The sequence below is a fragment of the Kitasatospora griseola genome, from assembly GCF_044999035.1.
In the GTDB taxonomy this organism is placed as follows: Bacteria; Actinomycetota; Actinomycetes; order Streptomycetales; family Streptomycetaceae; genus Kitasatospora; species Kitasatospora griseola.
In genome coordinates, this window is the sequence record NZ_CP173360.1 from 2,057,387 (window position 1) to 2,069,243 (window position 11,857).

Annotated in this window: 9 protein-coding genes; 5 read left to right on the forward strand and 4 right to left on the reverse strand. The window is 74.5% G+C overall.

The window, feature by feature from the left end:
* Nucleotides 1–33 precede the first annotated feature (33 nt).
* From ACI1MP_RS09350 to ACI1MP_RS09365, 4 genes are all read right to left on the reverse strand, one after another.
* Nucleotides 34–1,038 carry a TauD/TfdA family dioxygenase gene (locus tag ACI1MP_RS09350; protein ID WP_404868313.1) on the reverse strand — a complete coding sequence of 335 codons (1,005 nt, stop codon included), beginning with the start codon at nt 1,036–1,038 and terminating at the stop codon, nt 34–36.
* A gap of 35 nt (nt 1,039–1,073) precedes the next feature.
* Nucleotides 1,074–2,192, reverse strand: a complete 1,119-nt coding sequence (locus ACI1MP_RS09355; RefSeq protein ID WP_404868314.1) for a hypothetical protein — start codon at nt 2,190–2,192, stop codon at nt 1,074–1,076.
* A 269-nt stretch (nt 2,193–2,461) separates the two neighbouring features.
* Nucleotides 2,462–2,905 (reverse strand): hypothetical protein, encoded by a 444-nt coding sequence (locus ACI1MP_RS09360; protein WP_404868315.1) that lies wholly within the window; start codon nt 2,903–2,905, stop codon nt 2,462–2,464.
* Nucleotides 2,906–3,237: 332 nt separating this feature from the next.
* A complete protein-coding gene (locus ACI1MP_RS09365; protein ID WP_404868316.1) occupies nt 3,238–3,930 on the reverse strand; it encodes a MerR family transcriptional regulator in 693 nt (230 codons plus the stop codon).
* Nucleotides 3,931–4,133: 203 nt separating this feature from the next.
* Between ACI1MP_RS09365 and ACI1MP_RS09370 the strand changes: the two genes are divergently transcribed.
* From ACI1MP_RS09370 to ACI1MP_RS09390, 5 genes are all read left to right on the forward strand, one after another.
* Nucleotides 4,134–5,471 (forward strand): YhgE/Pip domain-containing protein, encoded by a 1,338-nt coding sequence (locus ACI1MP_RS09370; RefSeq protein WP_404868317.1) that lies wholly within the window; start codon nt 4,134–4,136, stop codon nt 5,469–5,471.
* Between the two features lie 207 nt (nt 5,472–5,678).
* The gene (locus tag ACI1MP_RS09375) at nt 5,679–6,203 is read left to right on the forward strand and encodes a MarR family winged helix-turn-helix transcriptional regulator (protein WP_380344216.1); all 525 of its coding nucleotides are present in this window, start codon (nt 5,679–5,681) and stop codon (nt 6,201–6,203) included.
* 353 nt (nt 6,204–6,556) lie between these two features.
* Nucleotides 6,557–10,141 carry a CHAT domain-containing protein gene (locus tag ACI1MP_RS09380; protein ID WP_404868318.1) on the forward strand — a complete coding sequence of 1,195 codons (3,585 nt, stop codon included), beginning with the start codon at nt 6,557–6,559 and terminating at the stop codon, nt 10,139–10,141.
* Between the two features lie 61 nt (nt 10,142–10,202).
* The gene (locus ACI1MP_RS09385; protein ID WP_380344210.1) at nt 10,203–10,979 is read left to right on the forward strand and encodes a VWA domain-containing protein; all 777 of its coding nucleotides are present in this window, start codon (nt 10,203–10,205) and stop codon (nt 10,977–10,979) included.
* Entirely contained in the window at nt 10,976–11,830 is an 855-nt protein-coding gene (locus tag ACI1MP_RS09390; protein ID WP_404868319.1) for a protein phosphatase 2C domain-containing protein, read from the forward strand. The genes ACI1MP_RS09385 and ACI1MP_RS09390 overlap by 4 nt, the downstream gene beginning before the upstream one ends.
* The last annotated feature ends 27 nt before the right edge of the window (nt 11,831–11,857 follow it).

The window sequence follows — 11,857 nt, forward strand, 5'->3', positions numbered from 1 at the left end:
GCGCGGGACCGGCTGCCGCGTGTCGGCAGCCGGTCAGCGGGCGAGGACGTGGCCGTCGTCGGGGCGGTGGTCGCGGGAGCGGCGCAGGTCGGTGGTGACGTAGGTGCGCTGGAGCCAGCGGTCCGCCCCGTCGTAGCGGGGCCGGAAGGCGGTGCGGCCGTGGACGGTGACGCGGTTGTCGAGGACGACCAGGTCACCGGGGGTCAGGCGCAGGGTGCGGGCGGTCGCCTCGCAGGCGCGGCCGAACTCGGCGAGTGCGGCGGCGGCCCGAGGGGTGAGCGGCGTGGTGACGAGTTGGGCCATGCGGATGTCCGGGTCGTCGGCCGCACCGAACAGCACCGACACGGGCTCGGGTGCGTCCCCGCTCGCGTCGGGGGCGAACGAGGGCGGCGGTGCGGTGATGAACTCCGGTGCGAACAGGGCCTCGCGGCCGGCCGGGGTGAGCAGCGGCAGCGCTCGGCGGATGCCGGCGACGCGCATGCCGGCCGTCCCGTCGTGGTCGGCGCGCAGGCACAGGAAGACCACGTAGTCGGGCGGGTGGGGGTGGAAGCCGTTCTCGCTGTGGAAGGACAGCGGCGCCGATCCGGCGTTGCCGTGGAAGGACTCCTGTCCGGGCACCGGGACGACGTCCTGCACGAGGGCCCCGGACTTCTCGGCCCGGTAGGCGAGCGGCTCGCCGAGACCGCAGGCCACCATGGCGAGCAGCGCGGCCGGGACGGTCGCCCGGCGCTGCACCGAGCCGGGTACGGCAGGTGTCGGGGGCAGCGTCGCCCGGCCGACGGGCAGGCCGCCGATCACCAGGGTGCCGTGCGGGCCGGAGTGCCTGCGGAACCGTCGCAGTGCACGGCGCAGCGGCAGCGGGAGTTCGTCCCAGGCGTCTCTGGCCCGGTCCACCCATGCGGGGTTGTCGACCTGGTCGGGTCCGTCGGTGCACAGGGTGCGGGCCAGTTGCTCGCAGGCGTGGGCGTCGGCGGGATCGAGTTGCCGGTCAGCAGCGGTGGCGGTGCGCCGTTCGGCGCCTGGCGTCGTCTCGGTCATCGGTCTCCTGCCGAAGGGGCGGCGGGGCGCGGGTTTCAGGGGTGGCGCAGGCCGGCCACGGCGTCGGCGATGTAGTGGTCGCCGAACCGGATCAGTGGGGCGTACTGGGCGGCGCGGCGGTGGCGCATGAGCCGCAGTTCGGCGACGGCGTTGTCGGGGCCCTCCGGCCGTTGGGCGATGGAGCGGCGCAGGTGGACCATCGAGTAGGCGAGGGTGACGTGCCGTTCGGCGTCCACGATGTCGGCTTCCAGCAGGGCGCCGCGGGCGTCGGCCAACTCCGGCGATCGGGCGGCCAGTTGATCGTAGGAGTCGGGCAGTGCCGTCAGCAGGTCCTTCATCGCGGCGCGGAACAGCTTGTAGCCCCGGTGCTGGCGCCCGCTGAGCGGGATGTCCGTGGACGGGGGCGCCATGGTCCGACGGATCTCCGCCATGTAGTGGTCGGCGGGGATCGTACTGGCGTGATTCATCGCCGCCGGGAAGCCGCGCACGTACACCGTCGCGTCCGCCAACCGGGTCAGTGCGGCATCGGCATCGCCGTGGCGCAGGCGGCGAGTGGCGTCGGCCACGGCGACGGCGGCGCAGACGTTGAACAGGACATGGACCTGGTGCCCGATGAGCCAGCGGGCGCTCCACACGCTCTCCAGCGACGGGCCCGGGCCGGATTCGGGCGCGGCCGCCGGCGGGACGGGCTCGGGGCCTGCGCCGGGCGCCGTGCCGGTGAGGTCGAGCACGGCCTGCCGCATCCCGGCCGTCTCCAGCGCCAGGTCGGCACCCGACAGCGGCGCTTCGCGCAGGTCCTCCAGGCCGCGGTGGACGACCAGGGCGCCGTGCAGGGCAGCCTGCTGGTCCGACAACTCCACCTCGCGGACCCGGAAGTACGACTGGCTGGTCGACTCCGCCGGCACGTCCTCACCGGCCACGGCCGGAGCCAGCGCCGACAGCGCGCCCACCAACTCCCCTGCTGCCGCTGCGACCTGCCGCAGCGCGGCGGCCCGCTCGGCGGGCCTGCCATGGGTCGCCACCTCGGCCAGCACACGGGCGGTCCGCCGCGCCTCGGCCTCGACCGCAAGGCCCAGCGCCGGAGAGGGCCGCCCGCCCCTGGGTTCGCGGAAGACGGCGACGGCAGGGTGATCGGCAATCGGAGGTAAGCCCATGGTGGACATGGTTCGCCAGAAACCTGCCACTCGAAACCTGGATGACAGGGAACTTCCTTACTTGCCAACGTAATTGACCGATCAGGTCGGCGGCGCCGGGATCGCCGGGCGCATGGGCGTGCGGGCAGTGGCGGGCCCGACCACGTACCGGGAGCGGCCTCGGAAGGCGCCGCCGATCCCCGCCCGGCGAATCCACGCGGCGCCGCGACCGGGCCCCGGTGGAACGGCGGTCGCCACGGATCCGCCACGGCGGTCGGGAGCTCAGGGGTTCAGCCGAGCCCGAAGTGGATTCCCTCCCCGGGCTCCCGGATGGAGATCTGGTCGGGCACGTCGTCGAACAGGACGAGCAGCACGTCGGGGCCGGCGTGCTGCAGTCGGGGCGACTGCTCCGGGGCGGGCGCCGGATCGGGCGTGTGGAGCTGCGCCACGCCGTTCGACCAGGCGAATCGGGCCGCGCGCGCCGCGCCGGAACTGTCCACAACGGGCAGTTCGGCCGGAACGTACTTCCCACCGCTCACGACGACCACGGGTCGGCCGTCCCGGTACTCGATCGACAGGGTCGCGATGTCCTCGGGCTCGACCCGGCTCGCCGGAACCAACGTCGGCTCGGGCTCCGTTGCCCCGGGGGGCGCAGACATCCCGAGGTTGGCCATCTGCTCGGCCGACATCTGCGTCTTGGCGGGGCCCTTGGCGTTGGGCTCGGTCTCGGACACGGCGTCTCCTCACTGAACGGCCCGCTGCCGCTACGCCGACATCCTTCCATGACGGAGCGTCAGGACACCGTCACCCACGCCCCATGTCGGAGTTGGGCCGGACGGCTCGGAGGACCTGCCGATCCACCCCCTCATCGTCATCACCACCGACTCCGACGACCGCCGCCGCCTGGCCGGATTCTGCGGCACCATGATGCTCGTCGCCGCCGTCCAGCACAGCTCCCTGCGTTCCACCACCGGCTCGACCGGCGTCGTCCACGCCGAGTACTTCCACTTCATCCTCTACCTCGCCATCGCCCCGGCCGCCCGCCTGCCCGCCTGCTCACCGCCGGTCAGTCCCGCGGGCGGTCCCGCGGCCGGTCCTGCGGTCGGGACTCGGGGGCGGTCTCGTCGGTCGCGCCGGTGAACGCGGCACGGTGGTGGGACTCGTTCTCCTGGGCGAGGCGTCGCAGGACCGCCAGGACCGGTTCGAGCAGCAGGACGACGATGGCGGCGTATTCGGCGAGCCGGAGGCGGTCGTCGATGTGTTCGAGCCGGTCGAGGTCGAGCCTGGCGACGGCGGCGGCCGGTTCGGCGTAGGGCAGCAGGTCCTCGGTGCTGTACTCCAGACCGAGGCGGCTGAGGTCCATCAGGCTCGCGGCGAGCGCGCGGCGGTGCGGCGAGTCCGCGGAGACGTCCCAGCCCAGTGCCGTGAGCAGCTGGTCGACCCGCGGCAGGTGCTCGTCCACCGCGTCCGTCTCCGCGGCGTCGACGGGGGTGGGCAGCGAGTAGTGCACGACCTTGAGCGTGTCGAGCGGTTCGAGCGGCTGGTCCATCGCGGTGACGATGTCGCGGGTGGCCGCGATCGACAGGCCGCCCCGGGAGGTCAGGGCGCGGATCAGCCGCAGGCGCTGGACGTGCTCGTCGCCGTACAGGGTCAGCGTGGCCCCGAGGGGCCGGCCGGGCGGCAACAGGCCCTCACGCAGGTAGTACTTGATCGTCCCGACCGGTGTCCCGGACAGGCGGCTCAGGTCAGAGATCCTCATGCGCTCACTCACTCGAACGGTTCCGCGGGCGTCCGCGTGTGACCAGTCTCCCAGGTCCCCAGCTGGACGCGCCTGTTCGACAGTGCAACTATCTGCTTAGAAAGTGAAAGTTTCCAGAAGGTGCGCCGACCAGCAGCGCCGCCGGAAGCCACCGTCCTCGCACCCCGGCGCCGCTGCGGGCGCGACACCGCGACTGGAGCACCATGTCCGAGCCGACCCACGCCCTCACGACGAGCGCCCGCGGGCTGCTGCGCCGCCGGAGCCTGTGGATACCCTCCGCAGTGATCCTCGGCCTGTTGTCGTTCGTCCTGTCGCTGCTCTACCTGGGCGCCAACAACGACCCGGTCGGCTCGATGAAGAACCTGCCGATCGCCATCGTCAACGAGGACCGGGGCACGCAGGCGGCCGGCCGGCCGATCGACCTGGGCACCCAGCTCACCGCCCAGATCACCGGCGCCGCCGACCTGCAGGGGAAGGTCGACTGGAAGCAGGTCGACCGCCACACCGCCGACGACCTCATGGGCAACGGCAAGGTGTTCGGCGCACTCGTCATCCCGGACGACTTCTCCGCGTCCGTGGCCGCGCTGGCCGGCCCGCTCCAGCAGGGCGCGCACCCGCCGACCATGACGGTGCTCACCAACCCGGCCGCCGGAAGCTTCGGTTCCAACATGGCCTCCGAGATCAACCGCCAGGTCATCCAGTCCGCCTCCACCCAGCTCGGCGACCGGCTCACCCAGCAGCTGGCCCAGCAGGCCGCACAGCACCCCGCACAGCAGGCGGGCGCGCCGGGCACCGCCGCCAAGCTGATGATCACCGACCCGATCAGGACCACCGTCCAGGCCGGCCACCCGCTCGGCGACCACAGCGGCCTCGGGATGAGCGCCTTCTTCTACACCCTCGTCCTCGTCCTCGGCGGCATGCTCGGCGCCAACGTGATCCACGCCCAGCTGGACACGGCCCTCGGCTGGCTCGCCAACGAGAAGGGCCCGTTCCGCAGCATCAGGCCCGTCCAGCACCTCAGCCGCGTCGGCCACTTCACGGTCGCCTCCGTCCTCATGGTCGCCCTGTCGATGCTCACCTCCGCACTCGCCATGGCCGCGGCGGTCGGCGTCATCGGCATCGACGCCTCCCACCTGCCGATGCTGTGGCTCTTCGGAACCTGCGCCACGGCCGCGATGGGCATCACCGCGCTGGCCCTGCTCGCCGCGTTCGGCACGCCTGGCCCCATCGTGTCCATGCTGATCCTGATCGGCCTCGCCGTTCCGTCCGCCGGCGGCACCGTCCCGCTGCAGGCCCTGCCCTCCTTCTACCGGTTCCTCGCCGAGTTCGAGCCCTTCCGCCAGGTGGTCGACGGTGTCCGCGCCATCCTCTACTTCGACGCCCGGACCGGTGCCGGACTCGGCCGCGCCTGGACCATGGTCGGCATCGGGTTCGCCCTCACCCTCGCCCTCGGCCTCGTCGTCACGCATCTCTACGACCGCAAGGGCCACCGCCGGTCCGCAGCTCAGCTGCAGACCCCGCAGCCGGCCCCGATCGGCTGACCCGTACCTGCGGACCCGACGCCGGCCGCGCGCCGGCGTCGGGCCGACGGCTGCGCGACCGCTCCGCCCCGGCAGCCGGGCCGTCTGCGGCCGTTCACCCCGACCCGGCGAAGAACAACGAACGCTGTGGACTCCTCCCCCGCCCAAAGCCCCACCAGGACACGAACCTCGGGACGGCCCACCATGTCTCGGAACACTCTCGAAGGGATGCCCGCCTCAACCGGCGACCCGTCCCACGGCACACCGGAAGCCCCCGCCACCGCCACTGGCCCCCTGCGGCCGCTCGGCGTCCTCCATCACGTCGCCTCGACGTTGACGGCGCAACTGGCGGCCGACCTCAAGGCACACGGACTCACCGCGCCCACCTTCCACATCCTCGCCGTCCTGCGGCAGGCCGGCCCCGCCCACCGGCTGACCACCGGTCAACTGGCCGCCATCGACATGGTCACCTGCTCCGGAATGACCGTGCGCGCCGACAAGCTGGAGCGCGGCGGGCTGATCGTCCGCGAACGCGACGAACACGACCGCCGCGTCATCCACCTCCGCCTCACCGAGCGCGGCCTGGACCTCACGGACCGGATCCTGGCCGACCAACACACCCGCGAAGCCCGGCTGATGGCAGCGCTCGACACCGACGAACTCCAGGCCCTGGCCAAACTCGCCGACACCCTTGAGCGGACCCTCCAACACGCCGCCGACGAGCCCCCGCCCCCGCCCGCGCCACCGCACTGACGAAACACCCGCACGCCGGACGCGCGGCCCGCCCACCGCGCCACGACCCGTCGCCTTCCGTCGCCGCAAGCCGACCGACCGCTGCCACCAGAGGTCTCGTCAGAACCCGCAAGGTCGCGTCGTCTCGGGCCGCGGGTGTGCAGGAAGACCACCGGGCCGCCCTCCAGGCGGCCGGTCGCGTCCAGGTCGAGCAGGGCAGCGAGCCTCCCGGGCCGCCCCGGGCGGGCGCCCGGCGGGCGGTGCGCGGGGGCGGGTCCGGCCGGATCGCGGGTGAATCCGGGTTGTTCTCTGGTGAACGAACCGAACAGGCCCGCGGCAAGCGGCATGATGTGGCTCACCGCTTTCACAGGCAGATGACGAGGCGTGAGATGACGGACAGTCAATTACCTTTCCAGGAAGGTAGTTCCGGCGGCGAGGGAGGTCTCACCGGCGTGCGGATGTGGGCCGCCGCGGCGTCCGGGCGGGCGGAGTCGCTGCTCCTGCCCGACCCCGCCGGCCCGCCCCGGCCGGTGGTGGGCGATCCGGCCGTGCGGGACCGGGCGATCGACGAACTCGCCCAGTTGGAGCGCTTGTTGGGGGCGGGCGAGAAGCAGCGTGCGGTGCTGGCCGCCCGGCTCGGAGGGCTGCTCGCTCTCCGGCTGCTCAACCGTCAGGGTGAAGCCGCTGACCGGGAGCGGGCCGTCGGGCTGCTCCGGGAAGCGCGCTCCGCCGTACCCGGGCTGTCCGGATGGGAGGCGAAGCGGGCTGCGCTGATGCTCGTCCTGCTGCTGCTCCCGTTGCCGGAGGTTCCGACGAGCGACCCGCCGGCCTTCTCCGACCTGCTGGCCTTCCAGCAGGCCAACGCCGCCGCACTGCGTCCGGACAACCCGGTGGTCTCCGAGGTGCGCGTCCTGCTCGACGAACTCGCCGAGGTGCCGTGGCCGCCCGAACTGGCCCGACAGTTGGACGACATGCGGACCGTATTCGCGCTGATGGGCGGGAGCACCGACGAGTTCTTCGCCGGGGTGGGATCACTGGTCGACGCGCTGCCGCCCGACTTCCCGTTCCTGCCGCAGCTCCGAGCGCTGCGCGACCTGATGCCGGAAGAAGCCGCCCCACCGCCCGGCCGGGCCGAGCCACAGCCCACCACCGCGCCGGATCCGACGGCCGCGCAGGAGGCCGACGAGCGGGACCAGGCACTGCTGCTCGCGCTGGTCAACCTGTCGGTCCCGGGCTCGCTCTCGCCGGCCCAGGTGGAGGAGCTGGCGGACCTGGTGCACGGTGCCCGGGTGCACGGCGCGGACGACCCGGAGGCCGCGGCCGGTGACGCGATCACCTACGCGGCGCTGCAGCTCATCGAGGCCCTCCGGGACAACGACCTGGAACGCCTGGCCGCCGCGGTCGAGCAGGTGCGCCGCAGCGGCGAGCAGCTCCCCCAGGACAGCGCGTGGTACCCGTTCGTCTCGACCGTCGAGCCGCTGATGCTCGCCCTCACCGCGGAGCTCGGCGGCAACCTCCAGGACCGGGAGGCGGCCGAGCAGCGGATCGCCGCCGCGAACGAGCGGTTCGCCGCGGGGAGCACTCCGGCGGAGCCCGGCGCCGTCGCGGACGTCTCGCGGGTGTTCGCCGTCCGGCTGCGGGTGGACCACCTGGTGCAGGAGGAGGACGCGGCGGGCCTGGAGCAGTGCGTCGCGGAACTGCTGGCCCTGCGGGAGGCCGGCCTGGGGGGCGACGCCGTGCCGATCTCCGAGCTGGTGCTCGGCGACGCCTACCAGCAACTGGGCCGTCTGCGCGGCGACTCGGAGCTTCTGGAGCTCGGCCTCGCGCACGTCACGGCCGCGTCCGAGGCCCTCGTGCCGGTCGCCGACAGCCTCGGTGTCCACGAGTCCTGGCTCACCGCCATCACGGCGATCCGGGCCGATCTGACCCAGGACACGGAGCTGCTGCGCGCGCGCCTCGACGGATCGCCGGCCGGAGCGACCGCCGCGGGGACCGAACCCACCGCCGCCGCGCGGATGCGTTCCATGGCCCTCGCCCTGCAGGCCGAGATGAGCGGCGACCGGGCCGATCTCGACCGCGCCATCGCCGAGTTGGCCGCCGTCCAGACCGTCCTGAGAGGGGGCGGAACCCGCTTCAAGGACGCCGATCTGCTCTGGACGCTGGCCGACCTCCACCGGCGACGCGGCGACGCGGCGCTCGACGACCCGGCGAACGCCGCGCGGGCCATGGTGGAGTCCTTCGAGGCCACGGCCGCCGACGTGCTGCTGCAGTCCGGCGCCGAGCACCGGCTGCTGACGGCCCGGGACGGCGCCTCCCGGGCGGTCCAGGCGGCCTGGTGGGCGGGGTCGCACGGGCAGGTGGAACAGGCGGTGACCATGCTGGAGCTGGGCCGTTCGATGGTGCTGCAGGCCACCGCGGCCGCCGCGGACGTCCCCGAACTGCTGACCGCGCGCGGCCACCGCGAGCTGGCCGAAGCATGGCGGGCGGCCGGCGGCGGGGCGGACCCCGGCTCGGTGCCCAGCCTGCTGCGCCGCCGGGCTCTGGACGCACTCGGCTACCGCGCCGGTTCCGGCCCGTTCGAGCCCGCCACCGTGGCCGAGTTGAACGCGGGTCTGCTGCCGTCGGACGCCGACGCGCTGGTCTACCTGCTCGCGGGCGCCGGGAGCGCGCCGGGCATGGCCATCGTCCTCGGCCCCGATCTGGAACCCGGGGTCCTTGCGCTGCCGCTGCTCGCGGGCGACCGGCGCGCGCCGCTGGAGAAGTACCTGGACGTCTCCGCCGAGCGCTCCCGGCTGCTCGCCGCCGGGCAGCGGACCGCCGAGTCCGCCGAGCGGCTGGCGGCGGTGGAGGAACGGTGGGAGCAGGCGCTGTCCGCGCTCGCCGACTGGGCGCTGCCGGCGGCGGTCGGCCCGGTGCTCCAGGGCATCGCGGAGCGGTTGGCGGCCAACCCCGGCCGGCGCCGCGGCCGCCCGGGCGGCCCCAGGCTGGTCCTGGTGCCCTGCGGCACCCTCGGCGTGGTGCCCTGGCACGCCGCCCGGCTGCCCGAGGGCGCCCCGTACCGGTACATCTGCGAGGTCGCGGTGCTCTCGTACGCCGCCTCCGGGCGGGAGTTCCTGCGCGCGGCGGGCCGCGAGCGCCTCGCGCCCGACGGGCGGTCCGTCCTGGTGGCCGACCCCAGGTTGGACCTCACCGGCGCGGAGGACGAGGTGCTCGCGCTCCGCGACGGCTGCTACCCGAACGCCGAACTGTACGGCGACTACTACGAGTTGGATGAGCCTCCGGTCCGCGCCGGCACGCCCGAGGAGGTGCTGGCGCTGCTGCCCGGTGCGGAGCCGGACCGGCCCGTCTCGCTGCTGCACATCGCCTCGCACGGCAGCGCGGGGCTGCGGCCCACCGTGTCGGCGCTCAACCTGGCCGTGCCGCCGGACAGCCCGGCCGTACCGCCGGGCACGCCGGACGCCGGGATGCTGACGGTCAGCCGACTGCTGGACCGCCGGGACGGCGCGTCCGCGTCCGCCGGGCCGCTGGTGGTGCTGAGCGCCTGCGAGACCGACCTGAGCACCCGGGACCACGACCAGGCGCTCACCCTGGCGACGGCGTTCCTGGCCGCCGGCGCCACCGACGTGCTGGCCTCGCGCTGGACCGCCCGGGACAGCGCCTCGGCCCTGATGATGGCGGTCTTCCACCACTTCCGCGCGAAGCACGGCAGCAGCCCGGCCGACGCCCTGCAGGCCGCCCAGCGCTGGATGCTCGACCCCGACCGCACCGCGCCGCCGGGCCTGAGCCCGCACCTGCGGCGCGAGGTCGGACGGCCGCACCTGGCCCGGCTGCCCGTCTGGGCGGCGTTCGTCCACCACGGCTCCCCCGGGGCCGTGAGCGCCGTGGACGTCCGCACCGCCGGAGCGCCGACCGTCCCGGCTCCGAGCCGCCCCGAACCCGTCCCGGAGGAAGAGGCATGACCGCGGAAGCACTCTCCGCGCCGTCCCGGCGCACCGCGACGCCGCCGGAGGTGGCCGCGCCGTGACCACGCCCACGACGACGCTCGGCTTCGGCCGCGGGTACGACGAACGGCAACCGGTGATCGTGCTGCTGGACACCTCCGCCTCGATGGCCCGGCCGGCCGCCCGGCCCCGGATCGCCGAGCTCAACCGGGCGCTGGCCGACTGGTTCGGCTCGGTGCGGTCCCAGGACCGGCTGCGCGCCCGGGTCGAGGTCTGCCTGATCGCCTTCGACTCCGCGGTGCGGGTCTTCCAACCGGACACCGGGGCACTGGTTCCGGGCACGCCCGCGGCGGACGCCCGGCTGTTCGCGCCGATCGACCGGCTGACCCCGCCCGAGCTGCACGCCGACGGCTACACCAACCTGCTGCCGGCGATCCGCCTGGCCCTGGAGCTGGCCGCCCGGCGGCACCGGGAGCTGACCGACCAGGGGCTGCCCGCGCTGCGGCCGCTGATCTGGCTGCTCACCGACGGCGCGCCGACCGACGGAGTGGGCCGGGCCCTGGCCGCGGCCGAACTGGCCGACGACGCCGCCCTGTTGCGGCGGGCCGAGGAGCAGCGCGAGTGCGTGTTCTTCGTGGTCGGGGTGCGGGGCGCGGACCGGGCCGTGCTGGAGGTGCTGGCGCCGAAGGCCACCTACATGCTGGAGCAGCTCGACTTCGGCGAGATCCTCCAGTTCCTGTTCCACAGCGTCGACCAGGTGCACCCCGGGGACACGGCCGCGTCGACCCATCAGCAGGTGGCGCGGCAGGTCGCGATGCGGGCGGCCTTCGCGGGCTTCATCGAGGACCAGCTGTGAGCGCCGCCGGCCGCCGGATCGTGGCGGGCGCGGTGGTGCAGGGCGCAGGCCACCTGGCCACCGGCCTCGGCTGCCAGGACGCCTTCCGGGCGGCGGCCGCGCCGGACAGCTCGGCGCTGGTACTGGCGGTCGCCGACGGCGCGGGCAGCCGGGAGCGCAGCGCACTGGGCGCGCACCTGGCGGTGGACGTCGCCTGCCGTCGGCTGCTGGCGGTCGAACCGCCGTCGGCCGACGCCGCACCGGCCGACTGGCAGGCCTGGCTGGACGAGCGGGCCGACGCCGTGCTGGACGGCTGGCTGGCGGCGGTCCGGGCGCTGCTCGCCGCCGAGGGCCCCGACGACGGCGACGACCCGGGGGGCGCAGGCGGCGGCACCCGGGAGCAGACGTTGGCCGCCACCCTCGCCGCCGCCGTGATCCGCCCGCCGTGGGTGGCCTTTCTCCAGGTCGGGGACTGCTTCGGCGCCGTGCTGAGCCGCCCGGACGGCGACCGCGGCGAGCTGTGCCGACTGGCGCTGCCCGCGCAGCGGCCCGCCGACTTCCTCTCCACACCGGGCGCCCGGGAACGGGCGGTGACCTCGGTGCTGCACGAGCCGTCGCTGAGCGGCGTGGTGCTCGCCACCGACGGCTGCGCGCCGCTCGCCCTCGACCACCCGTCCGTCCTCGGACTGCCGCCGGAACACGGCCCGGCGCCCTCACCGCGGTTCTTCCAGCCGCTGGCCGCCGCACTGCGCGCCAACGGCGGCGACGCGCAGCCACTGCACGCGCTGCTCTCCGGCCCGGACGCGGCCCGCAGCGGCGACGACCTGACGGTGCTCTGCGCGCTCTCCCCCGGCGGTGGCCCGTGGTCGTGAACGCGTCCGCCCTCGGCCGCCCCTCGA